This is a genomic window from Sphingomonas lutea (assembly GCF_014396785.1).
Lineage (GTDB): Bacteria > Pseudomonadota > Alphaproteobacteria > Sphingomonadales > Sphingomonadaceae > Sphingomicrobium > Sphingomicrobium luteum.
Genome location: NZ_CP060718.1, coordinates 2,037,172 through 2,060,282 on the forward strand (window position 1 = coordinate 2,037,172; position 23,111 = coordinate 2,060,282).

General features: G+C 66.1%; 21 protein-coding genes. 12 read left to right on the forward strand and 9 right to left on the reverse strand.

Going from position 1 to position 23,111, the window contains the following annotated elements; all coding sequences use genetic code 11:
• Positions 1–11 precede the first annotated feature (11 nt).
• The gene (locus tag H9L13_RS10565) at positions 12–1,328 is read right to left on the reverse strand and encodes an efflux RND transporter periplasmic adaptor subunit (protein WP_235090930.1); all 1,317 of its coding nucleotides are present in this window, start codon (positions 1,326–1,328) and stop codon (positions 12–14) included.
• Positions 1,329–1,519: 191 nt separating this feature from the next.
• On the opposite strand from H9L13_RS10565, the gene H9L13_RS10570 reads away from it, so the two are divergent.
• From H9L13_RS10570 to astD, 5 genes are read left to right on the forward strand one after another with little or no spacing between them, the layout of a single operon-like run.
• A complete protein-coding gene (locus H9L13_RS10570) occupies positions 1,520–2,890 on the forward strand; it encodes a sigma-54-dependent transcriptional regulator (RefSeq protein ID WP_187537658.1) in 1,371 nt (456 codons plus the stop codon).
• Positions 2,880–4,208, forward strand: coding sequence for a sensor histidine kinase (locus H9L13_RS10575; RefSeq protein ID WP_187537659.1), 1,329 nt, complete (start codon positions 2,880–2,882; stop codon positions 4,206–4,208). The genes H9L13_RS10570 and H9L13_RS10575 overlap by 11 nt, the downstream gene beginning before the upstream one ends.
• Positions 4,209–4,210: 2 nt before the next feature.
• Positions 4,211–4,825, forward strand: a complete 615-nt coding sequence (locus H9L13_RS10580; RefSeq protein WP_187537660.1) for an SCO family protein — start codon at positions 4,211–4,213, stop codon at positions 4,823–4,825.
• Between the two features lie 4 nt (positions 4,826–4,829).
• Positions 4,830–6,182, forward strand: coding sequence for a protein adenylyltransferase SelO family protein (locus H9L13_RS10585; protein ID WP_187537661.1), 1,353 nt, complete (start codon positions 4,830–4,832; stop codon positions 6,180–6,182).
• On the forward strand, positions 6,166–7,638 hold the full coding sequence (gene astD / locus H9L13_RS10590; RefSeq protein WP_187537662.1) for a succinylglutamate-semialdehyde dehydrogenase: 1,473 nt from the start codon (positions 6,166–6,168) through the stop codon (positions 7,636–7,638). Before H9L13_RS10585 ends, astD begins: the two co-directional genes overlap by 17 nt.
• Positions 7,639–7,701: 63 nt before the next feature.
• Here the strand turns inward: astD and H9L13_RS10595 are convergent, their stop codons facing one another.
• Positions 7,702–9,195 (reverse strand): replicative DNA helicase, encoded by a 1,494-nt coding sequence (locus tag H9L13_RS10595; RefSeq protein ID WP_187537663.1) that lies wholly within the window; start codon positions 9,193–9,195, stop codon positions 7,702–7,704.
• A 178-nt stretch (positions 9,196–9,373) separates the two neighbouring features.
• Between H9L13_RS10595 and dcd the strand changes: the two genes are divergently transcribed.
• Positions 9,374–9,928: a dCTP deaminase gene (gene dcd, locus H9L13_RS10600; RefSeq protein ID WP_187537664.1), complete on the forward strand. Its 555-nt coding sequence runs from the start codon at positions 9,374–9,376 to the stop codon at positions 9,926–9,928.
• Positions 9,925–11,118 (forward strand): kynureninase, encoded by a 1,194-nt coding sequence (kynU, locus tag H9L13_RS10605; protein WP_235090931.1) that lies wholly within the window; start codon positions 9,925–9,927, stop codon positions 11,116–11,118. Before dcd ends, kynU begins: the two co-directional genes overlap by 4 nt.
• On the opposite strand, the gene H9L13_RS10610 is transcribed toward kynU, so the two are convergent.
• From H9L13_RS10610 to H9L13_RS10640, 7 genes are all read right to left on the reverse strand, one after another.
• The gene (locus H9L13_RS10610) at positions 11,111–11,512 is read right to left on the reverse strand and encodes a DoxX family protein (protein WP_187537665.1); all 402 of its coding nucleotides are present in this window, start codon (positions 11,510–11,512) and stop codon (positions 11,111–11,113) included. The genes kynU and H9L13_RS10610 overlap by 8 nt on opposite strands.
• A 12-nt stretch (positions 11,513–11,524) precedes the next feature.
• Positions 11,525–12,112, reverse strand: a complete 588-nt coding sequence (locus tag H9L13_RS10615; protein WP_187537666.1) for an NADPH-dependent FMN reductase — start codon at positions 12,110–12,112, stop codon at positions 11,525–11,527.
• 5 nt (positions 12,113–12,117) lie between these two features.
• Positions 12,118–14,421: a ribonuclease R family protein gene (locus H9L13_RS10620; RefSeq protein ID WP_187537667.1), complete on the reverse strand. Its 2,304-nt coding sequence runs from the start codon at positions 14,419–14,421 to the stop codon at positions 12,118–12,120.
• Positions 14,422–14,428: 7 nt separating this feature from the next.
• Positions 14,429–15,367, reverse strand: coding sequence for a DMT family transporter (locus H9L13_RS10625; RefSeq protein ID WP_235090932.1), 939 nt, complete (start codon positions 15,365–15,367; stop codon positions 14,429–14,431).
• Positions 15,367–15,750, reverse strand: a complete 384-nt coding sequence (locus tag H9L13_RS10630) for an endonuclease domain-containing protein (protein WP_235090933.1) — start codon at positions 15,748–15,750, stop codon at positions 15,367–15,369. The genes H9L13_RS10625 and H9L13_RS10630 overlap by 1 nt, the downstream gene beginning before the upstream one ends.
• Before the next feature lie 117 nt (positions 15,751–15,867).
• On the reverse strand, positions 15,868–16,131 hold the full coding sequence (locus H9L13_RS10635) for a DksA/TraR family C4-type zinc finger protein (protein ID WP_187537668.1): 264 nt from the start codon (positions 16,129–16,131) through the stop codon (positions 15,868–15,870).
• Between the two features lie 135 nt (positions 16,132–16,266).
• Complete coding sequence (locus H9L13_RS10640; RefSeq protein ID WP_187537669.1) at positions 16,267–17,688, reverse strand: M20/M25/M40 family metallo-hydrolase; 1,422 nt, start codon at positions 17,686–17,688, stop codon at positions 16,267–16,269.
• A gap of 196 nt (positions 17,689–17,884) precedes the next feature.
• Here H9L13_RS10640 and H9L13_RS10645 point away from each other — a divergent pair, with 196 nt between their 5' ends.
• From H9L13_RS10645 to H9L13_RS10665, 5 genes are all read left to right on the forward strand, one after another.
• Positions 17,885–19,384: a CoA-acylating methylmalonate-semialdehyde dehydrogenase gene (locus tag H9L13_RS10645; protein WP_187537670.1), complete on the forward strand. Its 1,500-nt coding sequence runs from the start codon at positions 17,885–17,887 to the stop codon at positions 19,382–19,384.
• A 58-nt stretch (positions 19,385–19,442) separates the two neighbouring features.
• Entirely contained in the window at positions 19,443–19,952 is a 510-nt protein-coding gene (locus H9L13_RS10650) for a hypothetical protein (protein ID WP_187537671.1), read from the forward strand.
• Positions 19,945–20,157 carry a hypothetical protein gene (locus H9L13_RS10655; protein WP_187537672.1) on the forward strand — a complete coding sequence of 71 codons (213 nt, stop codon included), beginning with the start codon at positions 19,945–19,947 and terminating at the stop codon, positions 20,155–20,157. Before H9L13_RS10650 ends, H9L13_RS10655 begins: the two co-directional genes overlap by 8 nt.
• A 45-nt stretch (positions 20,158–20,202) precedes the next feature.
• A complete protein-coding gene (locus H9L13_RS10660; RefSeq protein ID WP_187537673.1) occupies positions 20,203–21,345 on the forward strand; it encodes an acyl-CoA dehydrogenase family protein in 1,143 nt (380 codons plus the stop codon).
• A gap of 128 nt (positions 21,346–21,473) precedes the next feature.
• The gene (locus tag H9L13_RS10665) at positions 21,474–23,105 is read left to right on the forward strand and encodes a PHA/PHB synthase family protein (RefSeq protein WP_187537674.1); all 1,632 of its coding nucleotides are present in this window, start codon (positions 21,474–21,476) and stop codon (positions 23,103–23,105) included.
• The last annotated feature ends 6 nt before the right edge of the window (positions 23,106–23,111 follow it).

A 23,111-nucleotide genomic window follows, 5' to 3' on the forward strand; every position in this document is an offset into this window, starting at 1 on the left:
CGATCCCTTTCTCACTCGCTGTCGAAGGACAGGCGATCCTTGTCGATCAGCCCGCTGTAGGAGGATGTGATGACGCGCTCGCCCGGCTTCAGGCCGCTCACCACTTCGATATAGTCGGCGTTCCGGCGCCCCAGTTGCACCGCCCGCTTGGTCGCGCTGTTGCCGCCCTTGTCGACCACGAACACCCAATTGCCGCCGGTGTCGTTGAAGAAGGCCCCGGCCGGGATCAGCACCGCGCGCGCGCTGTCCCCCAGCGTGACCTTGAGCTGCACGGTCTGCCCGCGCTGGATCGAGCTTGGCTCCGCCTCGAGGAACACGAGGTCGACCTTGAACTGGCCGTTGCGCACCTGCGGATAGACCTTGTTGATGCGGAGCCGATACGTCTTGCCGTCGATGTCCGCGGTCGCCGTCTGGCCGACGTTGACCCGGCCGAGATAATATTCGTCGACATCGGCCTCCAGCTTGCTGCGCCCGGCGCTGTCGATCTGCCCGACGCGCTCGCCCTGCTGGACCGATTGGCCGAGCTGGATGGAAAAGCCGCTGAGCTGCCCCGACACGGGCGCGCGCAGGTTCAGCTGGCCGAGGCTGCCGCGGGCGATGTCGAGCCCGCTCCTCAGCGACTGTGCCGATGCGCGCAATTGTTGAAGCTGGCTCGCCTGCAGCGCCTCGTCCTGCGCGACGCTGCGGCGGAGGATTTCGAGTCGCTTGTTCTGGAACGCCAGGTCATCACGCGAGTCGCGGTACACCTTGGACGAAACGAACCCGCGCTTCGCGAGCGGCTCGTACAGGTCATGCTGGCGCCGAGCCTTGGCAAGCTCGGTCTGCGCCTGGTTGAGGTCGCGCTGGTTGGCGCTGCGTGTCTGGGCCAGTGCCAGCTCCTGCGAGCGCATGTTGTTGAGCTGTTGCTCGACCTCGGTCTGGCGCGCAAGCGTCGACAATTGAAGGTCGGCATTGGACAGAACCGCAAGCAGCTGCCCCTTGGTCACCTGGGCGCCATCCTCGACCATCATCTGCTCGACCCGCCCGCCTTCGACCGCGTCGAGATAGACGGTCAGCAGCGGCGCGACGCGGGCGCGCAACGGCAGGAAGTCCTCGAACACGCCCTGCTCGACCGCCGAAATGGTCAGGCGCTCCTTGGCCACGGTTTGCGAATCCGCGCTCGGCGCGAACATCCAGAAGAAGATGATCAGCAGCATGGCGGCCGCGCCACCGCCGGCGATCAGGATCCGCTTGTCGATCTTCTTGCGAACGACGACGCGATCCATGTTGCCGCCGCTGACCGCATCCGACCCGCCGCCGCTGGTACTGCGCAATTCGACCAGGCTCATTGTTCGCCCCCGGTCAGCGCGTGTCCGCTTTTGGACAGGTTTCTGGCTCGGGCCGCGATGCTCGGCGGGTGCGTACAGAGAGGGGATCGACCAATCATGGCCCTAACGCTGCAAAGCGCGTGCCAATTTATTTCCCTCAGAGACCTATTCGCACTTGTCCATTTCCGGACATTGGCGCTACAAATGTAACGATGGATTCGAAATTCAATCTCGCCGTCGTCGTCGACGACGATCCCGACATTGCGCTTGCGGCCCGTCTCGCCCTGCGTGACCAGTTCGCGCGGATCGTCTCGCTGCAGTCACCGGCGGAACTGCTGAAGCTTCTCGACCAGGAATCGCCCGATGCGATCCTGCTTGATCTCAATTTCGAGCGCGGCGCGACCGACGGGCGAGAGGGGCTCGATTATCTCAACCGGATCATGGCCAAGGACCCTGATTCCGCGGTGGTCATCATTACGGCGCATGGTGCGGTGTCGATCGCGGTCGACGCGCTGAAACGCGGCGCCAGCGACTTCGTCGCCAAGCCGTGGAGCAACGAGCGGCTCGCGGCGACGGTTCGCAGCGCCGCCAGCCTGCGCCGCAGCCGGGTCGATGCCCGCGTCGAGCGCGGACGCGCGTCGGAACTCGCACCGAGCGGGGAGACGCCGCTTCTTGGAAAGACGGACGCGATGCAGCGCGTCCGCACGCTGATCGAGCGCGCCGCGCCGACCGACGCTAACGTCCTCATCCTTGGCGAGAACGGCACGGGCAAGGAGATCGTCGCGCGCGAGATCCATCGCCTGTCGCGGCGAAGCGCGCATCCCATGGTCTCGATCGACCTCGGCGCGACCAGCGAAAGCCTGTTCGAATCCGAACTGTTCGGCCATGTGAAGGGCGCCTTCACCGGCGCCGCGGGCGAACGAATCGGGCGCCTCAAGGCGGCGGACAAGAGCACCTTGTTCCTCGACGAGATCGGCAACCTGCCGCTTCACCTGCAGCCCAAATTGCTCACCGCGCTCGAACAGCGGCAGGTCGTTCCCGTCGGCGCCAACCGCCCGGTCGCGATCGATGTCCGCATCGTCGCTGCAACCAATGCGTCAGGCGACACGCTCGCCGACGAGACTCGCTTCCGCCAGGACCTTCTGTTCCGCTTGAACACGATCGAAATCCACCTGCCCCCGCTGCGCGAGCGGCGCGAGGACATCCCGTTGCTCCTCGACCATTATTTCGGCATCTACGCGCGCAAATATGACCGGCCCGAACGGCAGATGCCGCCCACAGTGCGCGACATCCTGGCCAAGCATGACTGGCCGGGCAACGTCCGCGCCTTGCGGCACGCGGCGGAGCGCGCGGTAATCATGGCCGACGGCGTCAATTACCGGATCGAAGACTTCCCGCTGCCCAGCCGGCCCGGCGCCTCGGCGGTGCCGATCGCCACCGAAAGCCTGAACCTCGACCAGCTCGAAAAGCAGATGATCGAGCGCGCGTTGCGCATGCATCACTTCAACATCTCGCTCGCCGCGACCGAATTGGGGCTGAGCCGCGGCGCGCTTTACCGCCGCATGGAAAAGCATGGCCTTTAGGCACCGGTTCGAATTCGGGTTGGGGTGGCGCACGCTGGCGCTGATGGCGGCGCTGTGGTTGCTCAGCCTGTCCATGTCCGCCCCCGACTTGCGCGCCGGCCGGATTGTTGCGCTGATCATCGCCGCGATCGCCGTGGCGAGCCTGTGGAGCTACATCCGCCGCACCAACTTCATCGTCTCGCGCTTTGTGGAATCGGTCCGCTTCGAGGATTTCTCGCAGCGCTTCTCCGACCCTAGCGGCGGCGGCTTCGATGTTCTCGGCGACACGCTCGACCGCGCGATCAAGGCGCTTCAGGCGCGCAATGTCGAGGCGGCGGCGGAGGCACGCTACCTCGCCGCGATCGTCGACGATTCGCCCAGCGCGCTGCTGACGATCGATCCCGACGGCCGCGTCGAGATGCTCAACAAGGCGGCACGCGAGCTGTTCGCGCGCCAGCCGATCCACCGCGCCGCCGATCTCGAAACCCTGGGGCCTGAGCTTGCGGCTGCGGCCCGGCTCCCAGTCGGCACGCGCAAGATCACCCGGCTGATGCTCGATGGCGTGCCGCAGAAGGCGATCCTCGCCTCGGCGCAGGTCGCTCGCCTCGACGAGCCGGTGACGATCCTGTCGATCCTGCCGGTGCAAAGCGAGCTCGGCGCGCTGGAGGTCGCGGCGCAGGCCGATCTGGTCCGCGTCCTCACGCACGAGATCATGAACTCGCTGACCCCGGTGACGTCGCTCGCGCGGACCGGCGCGGAGATGGTCGCGGCGGCCGAAAAGTCGGGCGGCAGCCTGGCCGATGCCAAGGTTGCGACCGAAACCGTTGCGCGGCGGGCCGAAGGCATCCTCAAGTTCGTCGAAAGCTATCGCGAATTTTCGCAGTCGCCCGACGTCAATCGCCGCTTGTTCAAGGCGCAGTCGTGGGGCGAGGAGCTGTTGCGGCTGGCGACGGCCAATGCCGGCGATCGCCCGGTCGAGGCCCGGCTCAAGGTCGAGCCCAAATCGCTGGCGCTGAACGCCGATCCCGAATTGCTTGCGCAGGCAGTGCTCAATCTTCTGCGCAACGCCATCCGCGCCACGGGCGATGTCGCCGGGCCGGTCGTGACCCTGCGCATGGCGCGCGAGCCGACCGGCAATTACCGCATCGAGGTCAGCGACAACGGCCCCGGCATTCCGCCCGGCCGGCGCGAAGACATCTTCCTCCCTTTCTACACCACGCATAAAGGCGGCAGCGGCGTCGGCCTCAGCTTTGCGCGTCAGGTCGCCCTGGCGCACGGCGGGTCGATCGCCGCGCTCGAAGCGCCGGAGGGCGGCGCCAATATTCGCATGGTGATTTGAACATGGACGAACCCAACCCGTCGCCGCAATCGCCGCTCAGGCATGTGCGGACGATCCTGTGGGTGCTGGTCGCGCTTGCTGCTGTGGCCTTTGCAGTGACCTATTCGATGCGACAGCAGACGCCAACGGAACCGCAATCCACGCTCGGCGGGCCGTTCACCCTGACCGGCGGCGACGGCAAGAAATTCTCCAGCAGCGCGCTGGCAAGCAAGCCCTACGCCATCTTTTTCGGCTTCACGCGCTGCGGCGACGTGTGCCCAGTGACGCTGGGACGAATGGCCAAGCTGCGGAGGCAAGTGGGCGGCGACGACGCGTTCAACATCGTCTTCGTGACCATCGACCCCGCCAATGACGGGCCGGCCGAGGTCGGACAATATGCCAAATTGTTCGGAACGCCGATCATCGGGCTCACCGGCTCGGCAGCCGAGATCGCGCAGGTCAAGCGCCAGTATGGCGTCTATGCCGAGCCCAACCCGCAATCGACCGGCCACGGCGACATGATCAGCCATACGTCGAGCGTGATGTTGTTCGACCGCGATGGAAATCTCACCGGCACGATTTCGGGGAACGAGCCGGACTCGGCGGCGCTGCAAAAACTTCGCGCGCTGATCGCCTGACCGCGTGACCGCCTATCAGCCCGATCCTCGCTTGCTCGATCTTGGGCCCGAATTTTCCGACCCGGTCCGTCCGGCCGACTTCCCCACCTGCACGCCGCGCTTCGTCAATCGGCGCTGGAGCGCGCGGGTCGGGCTCAATCTGTCCGAAAGTGATTGGGCGCGGCACTTCTGCCGGTTCGACCCGCTGCCCGACAACCTGCCCGAGCCGCTTGCGCTGCGCTACCACGGGCATCAGTTCCGCGTGTACAATCCCGATATCGGCGACGGGCGCGGCTTCACGTTCGCGCAGCTGCGCGACGACCGGGGACGGCTGCTCGACCTCGGCACCAAGGGCTCGGGCCAGACGCCGTACAGCCGCCATGCCGACGGCCGCCTGACGCTCAAGGGCGGCGTGCGCGAAGTGTTTGCGACCGAGATGCTCGAAGCGCTGGGCGTCAACACGTCCAAGACCTTCGCACTGTTCGAAACGGGCGAGCAATTGGAGCGCGGCGACGAGCCTTCGCCCACGCGCTCCGCCGTGCTGACGCGCCTCGGCCACGGACACATCCGCATCGGCACCTTCCAGCGCCTCGCCTTTTTCGGCCAGGCCGAGAACATCAAGACGCTCGTCCGCTATTGCCTTGAGCATTTGTTCGGCGAGCCGGGCGACGATCCTCTCCGCTTGTTCGATCTTGCGAGCGCGCGCACCGCCGAGCTTGCGGCGTCTTATCTCGCCGCCGGCTTCGTCCACGGCGTGCTCAACAGCGACAATATCAACGTCACCGGCGAAAGCTTCGACTACGGCCCGTGGCGCTTTACGCCCGACTGGGATCCCGACTTCACTGCCGCTTATTTCGACCACTACGGCTTGTATTCCTTCGCCCGCCAGCCCGAGGCGATCCACTGGGACCTCGCCCAGCTTGCCGGCTGCCTGTCGCTCATCGCCGAAGCGCCGGCGCTGTCCGACATGCTAGGTGCTTGGAGCGAGCGCTTCGACCGGGCACTGACGTCCGCGCTTTGCCGTCGGCTTGGCGTGGCCGACGATGCCCGCGTGGCGTCTGCCCTGCTGAAGGCGCTCGCATCGCGCGAGGCGACGATCGACCGCATCTTCTTCGACTGGCGCGGCGGGCGCGATCCGGGAGTGCAAGCCTATCCGTCGCCGCCGTTCCGCGAACTGGCCGCACTGCTCGACGGCCGCGCCCGGCCCCCATCACATCCTTATTGGTCCGGCCCCGGCCCATGCTCGATGATTATTGAAGAGGTCGAGGCGATCTGGTCGGCCATTGCAACTAGCGACGACTGGCAGCCATTCGAGGACAAGGTTAAGGCCATCCGCAACATGGGGGAGGCGATGGCGCAGGATGCACCGGCAGCTTGACGAAAGTGCGGCGGACGTGAAGCGCGTCGACGTGGCGCCGCTCATCTCGACCAATCCGGCAACCGGCGAGGACGTCTGGTCCGGCACCCCGGGCGACTCCGCGGCCGAGGTTGCCGCCGCGCGCGCGGCCTGGCCCGCCTGGGCGGCGCACGCCGTCGCCTTCCGTATCGAAACCTTGCGTCGCTTCGCCAATGTCGTTCGCGCCAAGGAAGGCGAATTCGCCGAACTGATCTCCCGGGAGACCGGCAAGCCGCTGTGGGAAGCGCGGACCGAGGTCGGCGCGGTGGTCAACAAGGTCCAGATTTCGATCGATGCTTATGCCGAGCGGACGGGGCAACGCCGGCTCGAAGCCGCGCTCGGCAACAAGGTCGCGGTGCGCCACAAGCCGCATGGAGTGCTGGCCGTGCTCGGGCCCTATAATTTCCCTGCGCATTTGCCCAACGGCCACATCGTCCCGGCGCTGATCGCCGGCAATGCCGTGGTGTTCAAGCCGTCCGAAAAGACCCCTGCGACCGGCGAATTCCTGGTCCGCTGCTTCCACGAAGCCGGCGTCCCGGAAGGTGCGGTTCGGCTGCTGATCGGTGGGCGCGACCAGGGTCGCGCGCTGGCCGCCCAGCCGGGGATCGATGGGCTGCTGTTCACCGGCTCCGCGCGCGCCGGCATGTCGCTCCACAAGCAATTCGCGGAAAGCCCGCACAAGATCCTCGCGCTCGAACTTGGCGGCAACAATCCGCTGGTGGTGTGGAACGCCAAGGACATAGCTGCCGCCGCCGCGATTGCGGTTCAGTCGGCCTTTCTCACCGCGGGCCAGCGTTGCACCGCCGCGCGCCGGTTGGTCGTCGAGGACGGCAAGCACCAGGAACTGCTCGACGCCGTCCAGGCGCTGATCGACCGGATCATCGTCGGCGAACCCTTCGCCGATCCGCAGCCGTTCATGGGCCCGGTGATCGACCTCGCCGCCGCCGACCAGGTGCAGGAACAATGGCTCGACCTGATGATGAAGGGCGGCAAGCCGCTTCGCCGCCTCGACCGCCTGGTCGAGGACAAGCCGTTCCTGACGCCCGCGCTGATCGACGTGACCGAGGCGAAGGACCGCCCGGATGAGGAAATTTTCGGCCCTGTGCTGCAGGTCGTCCGGGTCAAGGATTTCGACGCCGCGATCGACGAAGCGAACCGCACGCGCTTTGGCCTTGCCGCAAGCCTGATCGGCGGCACGCCCGAACAATATGACAATTTCTGGGCCAATGTCCGCGCCGGCGTCATCAACTGGAACAAGCCGACCAACGGGGCGCCCTCAAACGCGCCGTTCGGCGGAATCGGCTTGTCGGGCAATCACCGTCCGAGCGCCTTCTATGCTGCCGATTATTGCGCTTATCCGGTGACGAGCAGCGAGGCCGAGGCACCCCGCGCCGCGATCGGCGAGGGCCTGCGCGACCCCAACAAGCAGGAAGACTAACAAGCCAAGGGCGCCGGAGCCGAAGCCCCGACGCCCTCGTCCCCTCCCCCCAAGGCATTCGCGCTAGCTGCGCATTTCCGGCAGGCGATCCTCGTCGGCGGGATCGCTGAACTTGGTGTAGCGGCCCTGGAAGCGCAGCGGCTCCTTGCCGGTCGCGCCGTGACGGTTCTTGGCAACGATCAGCTCGGCGCGGCCGTAAGCGCGCTCCATCTGCTCCTGCCACGCCATGAAATCGGGATGATCCTCGGCCGGCTTGCGCGAGGCGACGTAATATTCCTCGCGATAGATGAACATGACGATGTCGGCGTCCTGCTCGATGGAGCCCGATTCGCGCAGATCCGCGAGTTGCGGGCGCTTGTCCTCGCGCTGCTCGACCGCACGGCTGAGCTGCGACAGGCCAATCACCGGAACGTCGAGCTCCTTGGCCAACTGCTTCAAACCCCGGCTGATCTCTGAAATTTCCTGCACGCGATTCTCGCTCGCGCCGCCGCGGCCGGTGCCCTGGAGCAGCTGGAGATAGTCGACCACGACCATGCCGATGCCCTTCTGCCGCTTCAAGCGCCGCGCGCGCGTGCGTAGCGCCGCAATGGTCAGGCCGGGCGTGTCGTCGATGTATAGCGGCAGCGAATGCAGTCGGTCGGCGGTTCGCGCGAACGAGGCGAATTCCTGCTTGGCGATATTGCCGGTGCGGATCTGCTCGGCGGTGACCTGGGCCTGTTCGGAGAGGACGCGCGTGACGAGCTGCTCGGCCGACATTTCCAGACTGAAGATCGCAACCGGCGCGCCGGCCGAGGCCTTGGCGTCGATGCCATCGGACTGGTCCTGCATGAACCGCTCGGCCGCCGCGAAGGCCATGTTGGTCGCCAGTGCCGACTTGCCCATGCCCGGACGGCCCGCGACGATGATCAGGTCGGATCGCTGGAGGCCGCCTATGCGCCCGTTGAGGCCTTGAAAGCCGGTTGTGATGCCGGTCAGCCCGCCGCCGCGGTTGAGCGCCGCCTCGGCATTGCGGATCGAGGCGAGCGCTGCCTCTCCGAACGATTTTGCGCGCCCTTCCGCGCCGCCTTCCTCGGCGACCTTGTACAGCTCGGTCTCGGCTTGCTCGATCTGGGCGAGCGGGGCGACCTCCTCGCTCGTATCCAGCGCGCTTTCGACCAGGTCGCGGCCGACGCCAACAAGGGCGCGAAGCAACGCCAGATCATAGATCTGTGCGGCAAAATCGCGGGCGCCGATCACGGCTGCGCCCGATCCTGTCAACTGAGCCAGATAGGACGGCCCGCCAACCTCCTTCATCGCCTCGTCGGCATCGAACAGCGGCTTCAGCGTCACCGGATTGGCGATCATGTTCTTGTCGGTCAGCCGCAGGATCGATTCGTAGATGCGGCCGTGCAGCGGCTCGAAGAAATGATGCGGCTGGAGCTTGAGCTGGACATCCTCGACGAGCCGGTTGTCGATCATCAGCGCGCCCAGCAGCGCGGCTTCGGCTTCGATATTTTGCGGGAGGGCCTGGGTGCCCGGTTCGGACGCAGACTCGGCGATACGGAGGATTTCAGCCATGATCTGCTCCTAGGCGTCCGAGCCCGATGCTCAACGAGAACAAACATAGCACAACTGTGGATAGATTGTGGGTTCCGTGCGCCGTGGTCTGCGAAATGGCCATCGCCGACGGGCGGCCTATCCACAGCTAAAAGGATCGCCCATTGATGGGCCGATGAGCGGCCGTTAGGCCCGTCGCATGTCGATCCTTTCCGACCGCTGGATTCGCGAGCAGGCGCAGCAGCACGCCATGATCGAGCCGTTCGTCGAAGCGCAGCGGCGCGACGGCTGCATCAGCTACGGCCTGTCATCCTACGGCTATGACGCGCGCGTCGCCGACGAATTCAAGATCTTCACCAACGTCGACAATGCGATCGTCGACCCCAAGGATTTCGCCGCCAACAGCTTCGTCGACCGCAAGACTGACGTGTGCATCATCCCGCCCAACAGCTTCGCGCTCGCCCGAACGGTCGAATATTTCCGCGTGCCCCGCGACGTCCTCGTCATCTGCCTCGGCAAATCGACTTATGCGCGGTGCGGGATCATCGTGAATGTCACTCCGCTCGAGCCCGGCTGGGAGGGCCATGTGACGCTCGAATTTTCCAACACGACACCGTTGCCCGCCAAGGTCTACGCCAACGAAGGCGCGTGCCAGTTCCTGTTCCTCAAGGGCAATGAGCCGTGCGAGGTCAGCTACGCCGACCGCGCCGGCAAATATATGGGGCAGAAGGGCGTTACGCTGCCCAAGCTGTGAGCCGTATCGAAGCCCTCGCGCGCGAGCGCTTCAGCATCCCCAACGACGTCATTTATCTCGACGGCAACAGCCTCGGCGCGCTGCCGCGGGCGACACCCGAGCGGCTGCGCGCGCTGATGCGCGAGGAATGGCGCAGCGACCTCATAGCCAGCTGGAACAAGCATGGCTGGATCGACCTGCCGATGAGCATCGCGGCGCGGCTCGCGCCGATCGTGAACGCCAAACCTGCCGAACTGCTGATCGCTGATTCGACCTCGGTGTCCCTGTTCAAACTGCTCGCCGCGGCTGCGCGCGCCCGGTCGGGACGGAAGACGATCCTCACCCAGCGGCGCAATTTCCCCACCGATCTCTATGTCGCCCAGGGGCTGTGCGACATGCTCGGCCTGACCTTGCGAGCGGTGGACGCCGATGCCGTGCGCGACAGCATCGATGACGATGTCGCAGTCGTGTCACTGACGCATGTCGACTATCGCAGCGCCGCAGTCCACGAAATGGCGGCGATCAACCGCGCGTCGCGTGATGCCGGAGCGCTGACCTGCTGGGACCTGTCGCACAGCGCGGGCGCGATTGAGGTCGATCTCGCCGGTACGGAGTGCGATCTCGCGGTCGGCTGCGGCTACAAATATCTCAACGGCGGCCCGGGGGCGCCGGCCTTCATCTTCGTCGCCGAACGGCTGTTGGAGACCATGCACCCGCCGCTGCAGGGCTGGATGGGCCATGCGCAGCCATTCGCCTTCGAGGATGGCTATCAGCCAGCACCGGGAATCGCGCGCTTTCTCACCGGCACGCCGTCGATCCTGGCGATCGCCGCGCTCGATTGCGGCCTTGCGACCTTCGACGGAATCGCGATGGCCGACGTCGCGGCGCGTTCGCGCGGGCTGTCGCAGGCATTCATCGACGCCGTCGAAGCGCGCTGCGGCGATGCCGTCTCCCTCGCCTCCCCGGGGGATCCGGCGGCGCGCGGCAGCCACGTCTGCTTCGCACACCCGCACGGCTATGCGGTCATGCAGGCGCTGATCGCGCGCAAGGTGATCGGCGACTTCCGCGCGCCCGACCTGATGCGCTTCGGCTTTGCGCCGCTCTACAATGACGAAGGCGACGTGCTGCGGGCCGCGGAAATTCTCGGCGAAATCCTGGACAGCCGCGCGTGGGACGATCCGCGCTTTCACGCGCGGGCCAAGGTCACCTGATCAGCGCCGGGCGCGACCCGTCGACGCTCCACGGCCCCGCCCCGGCTGCCGCGAAATAGAGGAAGACGAAGCAATAGAGGATCGCCGCGTCGCCCATGTTGTTGACCGGGAACGGGTTCTGCGGCGCGTGCGCGATCCAGTAAGCCGCCGCCATCGTGCCCGAGGCGAGGAACGCCGCGGGCCGCGTGAACAGGCCGATAGCGATGAGGAAGCCGCAGATCAGTTCGATCACCCCGGCATAAGCGGGCAGGCTGTTCAGCCCCGTGCCCATCCCCGCCATGTCACCGGGCGGGAAAGACAGCAATTTCTGAGTCCCATGTTCCATGAAAAGGAGGCCGCTGACGATGCGCAGGATTGCGTGAAGTTGCGGCTGCCAACGCGAAAGCATGTTCATTTGACTGTCCCCTCAGCTCGACGCGAGCGCGGCGCGCGCCCGGTGCACCATATCGACCCAGTCGTGGAATGCATGCGCTAGTTTTTCGACGAGGTCCTTGAGCGGCCCGTCCTTGAGCCTGCCATCGGCATCGAAGCTGTCGTCGTTGACGTGGCCCAAATAGGCTTCGGGCTGCTGCATCACCGGCATGTTGAGGAAGGTGCACGCCTGGCGCAGCTGGTGATTGGCGCCAAAGCCGCCGATGCTTCCCGGCGAGGCGCTGACGATCGCCGCCGGCTTCCCGTTCCACACGCTGCTGCCATAGGGGCGCGAGCCGACATCGACCGCGTTCTTGAGGACGCCGGGTACGCCGCGATTATATTCGGGCGTGCAGAAGAGGACTCCGTCGGCCGCGGCGATCTTCTCGCGGAATGCGCCGTAGGTCGCCGGCTCGTCGGGCGACTTGTCGAAGTCCTGGTTGTACAGCGGCAGGTCGCCGATCTCGACCATCCCGCATTCCAGATGGTCGCCGCGGATGGCGCAAATCGATCGGGCGATCTTGCGGTTGATGCTGTCCTTGCGAAGACTGCCGACGAGGATCGCGATCTTGTACGTGGCCATGGCGTTCAGCGTCCCTTGCGACTTTGGTGGCGGATGTTGGGCGGCCGTCCGCGACGGCTCGTTGTGCGAACGCGGTCGCGGCGTGCGGGTTGCGGTCCGCCATAGCTGCCTTCGGGCAATTCGAAGCGCAGCGAGCCGGAAACCGGATTGGCCTCCGCCAGCCGCAGCTGCAGCTTCTGGCCGATGCGATAGGTCTCGCCGGTCTCGTCGCCGACCAGCACCTTGGCGCCTTCGTCGAAGCGGAAATATTCGTTGCCCAGGTCCTTGGCGAGCACCAGCCCGTCGCCGCCAAGGTCGAGCACCGTCGCAAAGAAACCGAACGGCTGCACGCCGGTGATCCTGCAATCTACCAGTTGGCCGACGCGGTCGGCGAGATAGGCCGCGACATAGCGGTCAATCGTATCGCGCTCGGCCTCCATCGCGCGCCGCTCGAGCATCGAGATCTGCTCGCCGATCTGTTCAAAGCGTTCCTCGTCGCCCTGCGGAAGACCGCCCTCGCCAAGGCCGTAGGCCTTCACCAGCCCGCGGTGGACGAGCAGGTCGGCGTACCGGCGGATGGGCGAAGTGAAATGCGCGTAGGTCGCGAGCGCGAGTCCGAAGTGGCCGAGCCGCTCCGGCCCGTAGCGCGCCTGCATCTGCGTACGCAGCAGCTGCTCCATGATCTCCTCACGCCCGTCGCCGTCGCCGACGCGCTCGATGACACGGGTAAAGGTGCTCGGCTTCACGACTTGGCCGAGCGCGAACTCGATTCCGAAGGTCTTGAGATAGTCCTTGAGCGCGACGAGCTTCTCGCGGCTCGGCGGTTCGTGGACGCGGTACATGACCGGCGTCTTCTTCGCTTCGAGCGCGCGCGCCGCAGCGACATTGGCGGCGATCATATAATCCTCGACCAGTCGGTGCGCATCGAGCCGGTCGCGCGGCGCGACCGAGGTGATGCGGCCCTTTTCATCGAGCTGCACCACGCGCTCGGGCAGGTCGAGCTCGAGCGGCCCGCGCTTGTTGCGGGCGGCGAGCAGCGCGCGCCAGCAGCCCCAGAGGGGCTTGAGCGCCTCCTCGACCAGTTCGCGCGATACCGGCCCTTCGATCTCGGGCATGGAGCAGGGCGAGGAGGCGAGTTCGATGCCCTCGGAAGAGCCCCTCCCCTCGATGGAGAACGGTTGGGGTTCGCCCGCCGCATCCATCGCCGCCTGCGCATCCTCGTAGGCAATGTTCGCCGCCACGCAGATCTTGGCCCGCGTAAATCGCCAGCTTTTGAGCTCGCCGTCCTTGGCGATCTTGAGGTGGCAGGCCATCGCCGCGCGCACCTTGCCCGCCTTCAGCGAGCAGATGTCCGCCGACAATTCCTCTGGCAGCATCGGCACCACCCGATCGGGAAAATAGACGCTGTTGCCCCGCGCCCGCGCCTCGCGGTCGAGCTCGCTGCCGGGGCGGACGTAGAAGCTGACGTCGGCGATCGCGACGATTGCGTTCCACCCACCCTCGCCATCCGCCTCGGCCCAGATGGCGTCGTCATGATCGCGCGCATCGGCCGGATCGATCGCGACGATCGGCAGATGCGTCAGGTCCTCGCGCTCGCCGAGCGGCGTTTTCGCAACCCGATGCGCCTCATCGATCGCTTCCTGCGCAAACTCATGGCGCAACCCGTGCTTGTGAATGGCGATCAGGCTGAAGCTCCGCGGCGCGAACGGGTCGCCGAGGACCGCGTCGACCCGTGCGCTCACCCGCGGCGGACGGCCCGACACCTCGCACAGCACGAGGTCTCCGATCTCCGCATCCTTCAAATCGCTGATGAACAATTCGCGCCGCTCGCGCTTGTCGACCGGTGATAGCCAGAAGCGCTCGCCCTCCTTGCGCACCACCCCCAGCGCCAGCTCCGCCGACTTGGCGAGCTTCTTCATCGGGTGCGCGATATAGCTATCGCCCTTCTGCTCGGTCCGCGACAGGACGCGGTCGCCGATGCCGAGCGCGCCCTTGCGCTCGCGCTCCACGATGCGGATCTTGGGCGGCGCCGTTTCGGCATGCCATTGCTCGGGCACCGCGCGCGCCGTTCCGCTGTCGTCGACCTCGACCACGCGCAGCACCGTTACCTTGGGCACGCCGCCCATCTGGTGGAAGGCGCGGCCGCGCGAATGGTCGATCAGCCCTTCGTCGGCCATGTCCTTGAGCAGCGCCTTGAGCTGGATCTTGTCCGCGCCCGACAGGCCGAAGGCACGCGCGATTTCGCGCTTCCCTGCCGGCTGGTCGGAGGTGGCGATGAAATCGAGGATCTGCTTGCGGCTGGGCAGGCCGGCGGGGCGCTTTTTGGGCATGAATGTCCTAGGTCGTGGCGACTTCCGCCTTTGCGGCCAGTGCAGCGCGCCGCGCAAGCCGATGTTCCCGCCACACGATGACGAGCCCGCTGAGGATGATCACCGGCGCGCCGATCCACACGCTGGGCGTCGGCATTTCGCTGAACAGCCACGCGCCGAGCAGGGTCGCCCACAGCAGGCTGGTGTAATCCATCGGCATGACCAGCGCGACCGGGGCGAGCCGCAGCGCGCCGGTCAGCGTCAGCTGTGCGAGTCCGCCGGCAAGCGCGATCCCCGCGAGCACGCCCCACGTCGCCGCCTCATGCGCTTGCGCGAACCACAGCATCATCCCCGCTAGCGGCACCAGCGAGCTCACCGCGAACCAGAAGACCGTGGTCGATGCCCGCTCGGTCGCGCCGAGACGGCGGATGACGATCGTCACCGACGCCGTTAGCAGTGCGGCGAGGATCGCCACCGATGCGCCGTCCAACGGGACCGCATCTCGGCCCGGCTGGACGATCAGCAGCACGCCGACGAACCCGATTGCGACCGCGCCCCAGCGCCACCGGCCCGTCGGCTCACCCAGCACCAGCGCCGCCAGCACGACGGAGAAGATCGGCACGGTGAAACCGATCGCGGTCGCCTCGGCCAGCGGCAGCATGATCATTGCCAGGAAGTTGAGCGCCATCGCCGTCACCCCCAGCGCCATCCGCCCGACATGCGCACCCACACGCTTCGTTCGCAATGAGCCAAACCCCGGCCCCGCCGCCACCAAAGCCGCCGCGCACGCCGCCGACCCGATCTGCCGGTAGAACACCGTCTCGACCAGGTTCACGCCGCGCGTTGCGGCCAGCTTCACCAGCGCGAACATCACCGCGAGCAGCAATGCGGTGACGAGCCGCAGCGCCACTCCTGCGAGCGGACGCTGCTCGGCGGGCCGGTCGGTGTCTTGGGTCGCGCCGCGCACTAAAGCCCCTCCCCTCGATGGGGAGGGGTTGGGGTGGGGTGACGCCCGCGCAACGCCGTATCTATCAATGTCCACACGCCATCCGGATTGCCCAGCACGTCGTTGTTCCAGAAACGGATGACGCGATAACCCTCAGCCTCGATATTGGCGGTGCGCACTCCATCCACGTCTTCGCGATGTTGCCCACCATCGACCTCGATCACCAGCTTCGCGCGATGGCAAACGAAGTCGGCAATGTAATGACGGACCGGCACCTGCCGTCGGAAATGATGCTCCGGGAACCCCTCACGCAGCAGCCGCCACATCGCCCGCTCAGCGTCGGTCATGTCGCGCCGAAGTCGGCGGGCGCGCGTGACGGCGCCGGGCGGCGGATGTTGCTTCACCGCTGAGCCCCTCCCCTCGATGGGGAGGGGTTGGGGTGGGGTGACGTCTCCGAATAAGTCGCGGCTGTCTCCACCATCACCCCCACCCTGCCCTCCCCCATCAAGGGGAGGGGTCAATCACCGCAACTGGCTGTCCTTGCTGCCGCGGCGGTTGATGGTCGAGTGGGTGATCGCCTTGTCGCGCTCCGACTGGCAAGCGACGCAGGTGCGGACGCCGGGGAGCGCGGCGCGGCGTTTCTTCGGGATGGGCTCGCCGCAATCGTCGCAGTCCTCGGCGCTTTTGCCCTGCGGCGTCAGCGCACGCGCCCGCGCCACCGCATCCTTCACCGTATCGTCGATCTGGTCCTGCACCGCGCCATCGCGCGTCCATCCGCCGGCCATGGGCACCTCCGCAGAGCAACATAATAGCCCCTCCCTTGATGGGGAGGGGTTGGGGTGGGGTGACGTTTCCGGAAAAGTCGCGGGCAGCTCCAACCGCACCCCCACCCTGCCCTCCCCCATCAAGGGGGAGGGTTCTTATTGCGCGGGTGGCGGAGGCGGCGGGGTGTAGGGCTTGAACGCCCCGCCCGGCACGGCGCTCGCGACCGGGCTTTCGAAGCCGTTTGCGCTCACCGAGGACACACCGAACACCCAATCGTCGACGCGAATCCCTGGAAGTATGATTCCACGACTTCCTGGGTCAGGATTACGGCACGGACCGGGTGTGCATCCAGTCACCCGAATATCTCCGTCCTCGCCGATTTCCCAACGGCTCGCGTCAGTTCTGCGCCGCCAGATCTTGTAAGCTGGGTAGCCATCGGCGCCCGGAATCTCCCGCCATTTTACGGTCGTATCCGTGCTCACCGCCCCCTCCACCGTCGGCTCCGGCGGCGGCGGGGCGCTCGCCAGCCACGCGAGCGCCGCGACGTTCAGCTTGGTCACCTTCGCCAGATACGGGAAATTCATCTCGTCGATCGTGTCGCCATATTTCACACCCTTCTCGACCCGCAGATCCTGATGCTGGTGGTCGTAATCCTCGACCGCCACCGACATGCGGATCGCGGAGTAGCCGGCGTTGAGGAATTCGGTGTGGTCGCCGCCGCGGCCGTGGCGGTCGTTGCGCCAGATTGGCATCACGTCGAGATTTAGGTCGGGCCCCATTCGCTCGGCCAGCGTATCGAGGAAGCGCGAAAGGTTGCGCGACGGGCTGTCATTCTCCCCGCCCAGGCTGCGCTGCCGCGCCGCAAGGTCCTCGCGCCCCTGCCAGCGCGGGCCTTCGGAGAAGACGCGCACCTGCTTGTCGTTGCATGTCCCGTCGGAGCCGCAGCTGTTGCCGATGATGTCGTTGTTGAGGTTGGCGATGACGTTCCAGCCCTGCGCCCTGGCATAGTCCGCCATGATCTTGCCGCCGTTGAGCCCCTGCTCCTCGCCCGACAGCACGGCATAGACGATCGTGCCGGGGAACTTGCGCTTGGCCAGTACGCGCGCCGCCTCCATCACTGCCGCGGTGCCGCTGCCGTCGTCGTTCGCGCCCGGCGCATCGGCGGTGGCGTTCATCGGGTCGGAAACGCGGCTGTCGATATGGCCGGTGATGATCACCACGTCGTTCGGCCGCTCGGTCCCGCGCTGGATCGCGACGGCGTTGCACACGCGCGTCGGCGTCGGGATGCGCGGCAGCTTGACCACGGTATCGCACACTTGGCTCGTCGGCAGCCCGGTGCGGCGCATCTCGCCCTCCGCCCAGCGGAGCGCCGCGCCGATCCCGCGCCTGGGGTCGGTCTGGGAGGAGAGCGTATGGCGCGTGCCGAAGCTTACCAGCTTTTCGACCGTCGCCCGCATCCGCGCCGCATCCACGGCACGCGAATATTCGGCGACCACTGCCTCGGGCGGCGGCAAGGGCGGGATGGCGGCGGCAGAGGTCGCCACTGGAAGGCTTGCGAGGATGAAAAACTTACGCATCGGCCACTCCTTGAGCCCTCCCCTGGATGGGGGAGGGTTGGGTGGGGGTGACGCCGGACGTCGAACTCTACGTCGACAATCACCCCACCCCTGCCCCTTCCCATCGAGGGGAGGGGTTGAGCGTGTTGGCATTTGCCGTTCCTGCGGTCTAGTGGAGCCGCGACTTCCCACTCCGTAAATCAGGATGCGTATCTCCATGCTTCGCAGCATCGATCATTACATCGGCGGTTCCAGCTTCGCTTCGGGCGAGCGCCAAAGCGACGTCTTCGACCCCAACCAGGGGTCGGTCCAGGCCCACGTCCGCCTCGGCACCGCCGCCGATCTTGAGCGCGCGATGGACGCCGCGCGCGCCGCGCAGCCCGAATGGGCGGCGACCAACCCGCAGCGCCGCGCCCGCGTCATGTTCAACTTCAAGGCGCTGGTCGAAGCCAACATGCAGGAGCTCGCCGAGCTGTTGTCGAGCGAGCACGGCAAGGTCGTCGCCGACGCCAAGGGCGATATCCAGCGCGGGCTCGAAGTGGTCGAATATGCCTGCGGCATCCCGAGCGCGCTCAAGGGCGAATATACCGTCGGCGCCGGGCCCGGCATCGACGTTTATTCGATGCGCCAGCCGCTTGGCATCGTCGCCGGAATCACCCCGTTCAATTTCCCGGCGATGATTCCGATGTGGATGTTCGCGGTCGCCATCGCTTGCGGCAACGCCTTCATCCTGAAGCCCAGCGAGCGCGACCCGACTGTCCCCGTGCGCTTGGCCGAGCTGATGAAGGAAGCCGGGCTGCCCGACGGAATCCTCAACGTCGTCCACGGCGACAAGGAAATGGTCGATGCGATCCTCGACCATGACGACATCAAGGCGATCAGCTTCGTCGGATCGTCCGACATTGCGCAATATATCTACAGCCGCGGCACCGCGAACGGGAAGCGAGTACAGGCGTTCGGCGGCGCCAAGAACCACGGCATCGTCATGCCCGACGCCGACCTCGACCAGGTGGTCAACGACCTCGCCGGCGCGGCCTTCGGCTCGGCCGGGGAGCGCTGCATGGCGCTGCCAGTGGTGGTTCCAGTCGGCGAGCAAACCGCCGACGCGCTGCGCGCCAAGCTCATCCCCGCGATCGAGAGCCTGCGCGTGGGCGTGTCGACCGACCCGGATGCGCATTACGGCCCAGTCGTGACGCGGGCGCACAAGGAAAAGATCGAGAGCTACATCCAGATGTGCGCCGATGAGGGCGGCGAGCTGGTCGTCGACGGCCGCGGCTTCAAGCTGCAGGGGCATGAGAACGGCTTCTTCGTCGGGCCGACCTTCTTCGACCATGTGAAGCCGAGCTTTCAGAGCTACCAGGAAGAGATTTTCGGCCCCGTGCTGCAAATGGTCCGCGCCAGGGATTTCGAGGAAGCGGTCGCGCTCCCCTCGAAGCACCAGTACGGCAATGGCGTCGCCATCTTCACCCGCAACGGCCACGCAGCGCGCGAATTCGCGGCGCGGGTCAATGTCGGGATGGTCGGAATCAACGTGCCCATCCCGGTGCCGGTTGCCTATCACACCTTCGGCGGCTGGAAGCGCTCCGGCTTCGGCGACATCGACCAGCATGGCCCGGAAGGCGTGCGCTTCTGGACCAAGTCGAAGAAGGTGACGCAGCGCTGGCCCGACGGTTCGGCCGACGGCGGCAATGCCTTCGTCATCCCCACCATGGGGTGATGGCGCGCTCGCCGGCAGCGTTTGGGATACAGCCGTAGCCGCGGGCGTTGGGGACGCCATGAAGCGTTTCCCCGTCTTTATCGCCGCTGTTTTGATACTTGCGGCCTGTGAAGGTCGAAACCCCGTCGCCAATGGCGCCAACGACGTTGCCGGCTTGCCCGACATCGCGACCAATGCGCCCGATCCCGAAAGCGGGCCGCCTGAAAATGCTTCGGCCGCGGCCGACGCGGCCCCGATCCCGGCGGGCGCCGATCCGCCGGCACCCGGTGCCAGGATTCCCGCCGCGCTGCAGGGCCGTTGGGGCATGGTCCCGGGCGACTGCACGTCGACGCGCGGCGACGCCAAGGGGCTGCTGACGATCAGCGCCGATCAGCTCCGTTTCTACGAATCGCGCGCCGTCCCGGGCAGCGATGTCGAGGGCGACGGAAATTCCGTGCGCGGCACGTTCAACTTCACCGGCGAAGGCCAGGAATGGACGCGTTTCGTTACTTTGCGGGCCGAGGGCAACCGCCTGACCCGCACCGAAAGCAACCCAACCGCGAGTTATAATTATGTCAAATGTGCCTAGGTCCGCGCCTCTGGCAATTGCCGTCGCGGCGCTTGCCGCTTGTGCGCAGGACCACAGCGACCAGAACATCATCATCGACAATAATGTCTCTGCCAACGCGGATATCGAGGAACTGCCTGCGGACGAGAGTAGCGCGACGCCGAGCGAAGAGCTGGCCAACGGCGCGGTCGAGGCGGATCGCGCGGCCGGCAATAACAGCCTCTAAGGCCCACTTGTCGATGCCCCGCATTCGCGCCTAGAGCGCCACGCGATGACGCAGTTCGACCTTACCGAAGACCAGCTCCAGATTCAGGAGATGGCGCGCAAATTCACCGCCGACGCCATCACGCCGCACGCCGCCGAATGGGACGAAAAGCACATATTCCCCAAGGACACGATCCGCGAGGCGGCCGAGCTGGGCTTCGGCGCGATCTACGTCGGCGAGGAAAGCGGCGGCATCGGCCTCGGCCGGCTCGAGGCCGCGCTGATCATGGAGGCGATGGCCTATGGCTGCCCCTCGACCAGTGCCTTCATCTCGATCCACAACATGGCCGCTTGGATGATCGACCGCTTCGGCGGCGATGAGGTGAAGCAGAAGTATTTGCCCTCGATGATTCCGATGGAGCGGATGGGCAGCTATTGCCTGACCGAGCCGTCTTCGGGCTCCGATGCCGCGGCGCTCAAGACGAAAGCGGTCTTGGACGGCGACCATTATGTCGTCTCGGGCTCCAAGGCCTTCATCTCGGGCGGCGGCGAGAATGAGATTTACGTGACCATGGTCCGCACCGGTGAGGAGGGCCCCAAGGGCATTTCCTGCCTGTTGATTGAAAAGGACATGAAGGGCGTCAGCTTCGGGGCCCAAGAAAAGAAGCTCGGCTGGCATTCGCAGCCCACCGCGCAGGTCAATTTCGATGAAGTCCGCGTGCCCGTCGCCAACCGCGTCGGAGGCGAGGGCGAAGGCTTTCGCATTGCCATGATGGGCCTTGATGGCGGCCGCCTCAACATCGGGGCCTGCTCGTTGGGCGGGGCGCAGCGCTGCCTCGACGAAGCGGTCAATTACACCAAGGAGCGCAAGCAATTCGGCACCGCCATCGCCGATTTCCAGGCGACGCAGTTTACGCTCGCCGACATGGAGACCGAGCTCCAGGCCGCGCGTTATTTGCTTTACGTCGCCGCCGCCAAGGTCACCGCCAATGCGCCCGACAAGACGCGCTTTGCGGCGATGGCCAAGCGGCTTGCGACCGACACTGGAAGCTCGGTGGTCGACCGCGCGCTGCAGCTGCACGGGGGATACGGCTATCTGCAGGATTACCCGATCGAACGCTTCTGGCGCGACCTGCGCGTCCACTCGATCCTAGAGGGCACCAACCAGATCATGCGCGTCATCGTCAGCCGCGACATGCTGCGGCAGTGATGTTGTGCGTCCTTCGATACGCTGCTTGCGCAGCTACTCAGGATGAGCGGATCGGAGACACCTTACTTTTCCGCTCATCCTGAGTAGGGGCTGAGCGAAGCCGAAGACCCGTATCGAAGGACCCACGATTGAAATCCGCCAAACCCAATCTCCCCTTCGACCCCTTCGCGCTCGCACAGGCTGCCGGCGAAGCCGCGGTGGGCCTTGCCGCTCGCCCCGCCGAACTGCTCGAAGTGCAGATGAAGGCCGCCCAGCAATGGACCGACTTCTGGACCGGCGCGATGACCGGCAAGGCCAGCGAAAAGCCCCGCGATCGCCGCTTTTCGGCGCCCGAATGGCAGGACGATCCATATTATCGCGCGATCCGCGATGCCTATCTGCTCGCGTCGCAGCAGTTGCGCGACAGCGTGTCCAAGGCCACCGGGGACAATTCAAGCGGCGCGATGGCGCGCTTCCTGCTCGACCAATATCTGAACGCCGTGTCGCCGACCAACTTCGCGGCGACCAATCCGCAGGTCGTTCAACGGACGAAGGAAACGGGCGGCGCCAACCTCGTCCAGGGGTTCAAGCATTTGCTGGAGGACATCGGCAGCGGCAAGGGCATCGTCCAGCGCCGCACCGATCCTGACGCGTTCAAGAAGGGCGAGACCGTCGCCGCGACGCCCGGTGCCGTGGTCTATGAGAACAAGCTGTTCCAGCTGATCCAGTATAATCCGTCGACCGACAAGGTCGCCGCCGAGCCGTTGCTCTACGTGCCGCCGCTGGTGAACCGTTATTACATGATTGACCTCGTGCCGCGGCAGAGCCTGGTCAAATGGCTGGTCGACGAAGGCCGCACCGTGTTCGTCATCAGCTGGGTCAATCCCGGTCCCGAGCTCAAGGATATGGGCGTCGGCGACTATGTTTTGACCGGCATCGTCGAGGCGATCGAGCAGGTCTCCAAGCGCACCGGCGCGGCGCCTGACCTTTTCTCCTTCTGCCTTGGCGGGACGCTCGCGGCGATCGCCGTTGCCTGGCTCGCCGCCAAGGGACGCGCCGAGGAAGTGAACAGCGCCACGCTCATCGGCAGCCTCGTCGATTTCTCCGACATGCGCGACTGGGCCGCGTTCGTGCACGAAAGCCACCTTGTCGCGCTCGAGGAGCATCTCGAGCGGCAGGGCTTCGTCGACAGCCTGGAGCTGCAGCGGCTGTTCGCGGCGATGCGCGCCAACGACCTCATCTGGTCGAGCGTGGTGAACCATTACCTGCTCGACAAGCCGGCGCCGCCGAGCGACCTGCTCTACTGGTTCGAGGATGGCGCCCGCATCCCCGCCGCCTTCCTCAAGAGCTACAACCGCGAGCTTTTACTGAAGAACCGCCTCAAGGATCCGGCCGGCTTCATGGTCGGCGATGTCGCCATCGACCTCGCCGCGATCGAAACGCCGATGCTGGTCATCGCGCTCAAGGACGATCACGTCTCGGCCTGGGACGCGGTCTATCGTGGTGCGCGCGACATCGGCGCCGAGTTCGTGCTTGGCGGATCGGGCCACAATGCCGGGGTGATCAACCCACCTGCCGCAAACAAGCACGGCTTCTGGACCAACCGCGAGATGCCCGCCGACGCCGAGCAATGGCTCGCGACGGCGGAGAAGCACGAAGGCAGCTGGTGGCCGTGGTGGACCAAATGGCTCCACGCCAAGGGCAGCAAGAAGTCGGTCGCCCCGCGGGCTCCCAAGCACGCGATCGAACCCGCCCCCGGCCGCTACGTGATGATGCCGTGATGGACG

Excerpts from the sequence above, each read along its gene's own strand:
- H9L13_RS10620 (WP_187537667.1), bottom strand. The coding sequence starts at position 14,421 with ATGCCCAAAAAGCGCCCCGCCGGCCTGCCCAGCCGCAAGCAGATCCTC.
- H9L13_RS10570 (WP_187537658.1), top strand. The coding sequence starts at position 1,520 with ATGGATTCGAAATTCAATCTCGCCGTCGTCGTCGACGACGATCCCGAC.
- H9L13_RS10650 (WP_187537671.1), top strand. The coding sequence starts at position 19,443 with ATGAAGCGTTTCCCCGTCTTTATCGCCGCTGTTTTGATACTTGCGGCC.
- H9L13_RS10645 (WP_187537670.1), top strand. The coding sequence starts at position 17,885 with ATGCTTCGCAGCATCGATCATTACATCGGCGGTTCCAGCTTCGCTTCG.
- astD (WP_187537662.1), top strand. The coding sequence starts at position 6,166 with ATGCACCGGCAGCTTGACGAAAGTGCGGCGGACGTGAAGCGCGTCGAC.
- H9L13_RS10615 (WP_187537666.1), bottom strand. The coding sequence starts at position 12,112 with ATGGCCACGTACAAGATCGCGATCCTCGTCGGCAGTCTTCGCAAGGAC.
- H9L13_RS10635 (WP_187537668.1), bottom strand. The coding sequence starts at position 16,131 with ATGGCCGGCGGATGGACGCGCGATGGCGCGGTGCAGGACCAGATCGAC.
- H9L13_RS10610 (WP_187537665.1), bottom strand. The coding sequence starts at position 11,512 with ATGAACATGCTTTCGCGTTGGCAGCCGCAACTTCACGCAATCCTGCGC.
- H9L13_RS10565 (WP_235090930.1), bottom strand. The coding sequence starts at position 1,328 with ATGAGCCTGGTCGAATTGCGCAGTACCAGCGGCGGCGGGTCGGATGCG.
- H9L13_RS10575 (WP_187537659.1), top strand. The coding sequence starts at position 2,880 with ATGGCCTTTAGGCACCGGTTCGAATTCGGGTTGGGGTGGCGCACGCTG.
- dcd (WP_187537664.1), top strand. The coding sequence starts at position 9,374 with ATGTCGATCCTTTCCGACCGCTGGATTCGCGAGCAGGCGCAGCAGCAC.
- H9L13_RS10580 (WP_187537660.1), top strand. The coding sequence starts at position 4,211 with ATGGACGAACCCAACCCGTCGCCGCAATCGCCGCTCAGGCATGTGCGG.
- H9L13_RS10660 (WP_187537673.1), top strand. The coding sequence starts at position 20,203 with ATGACGCAGTTCGACCTTACCGAAGACCAGCTCCAGATTCAGGAGATG.
- H9L13_RS10640 (WP_187537669.1), bottom strand. The coding sequence starts at position 17,688 with ATGCGTAAGTTTTTCATCCTCGCAAGCCTTCCAGTGGCGACCTCTGCC.
- H9L13_RS10595 (WP_187537663.1), bottom strand. The coding sequence starts at position 9,195 with ATGGCTGAAATCCTCCGTATCGCCGAGTCTGCGTCCGAACCGGGCACC.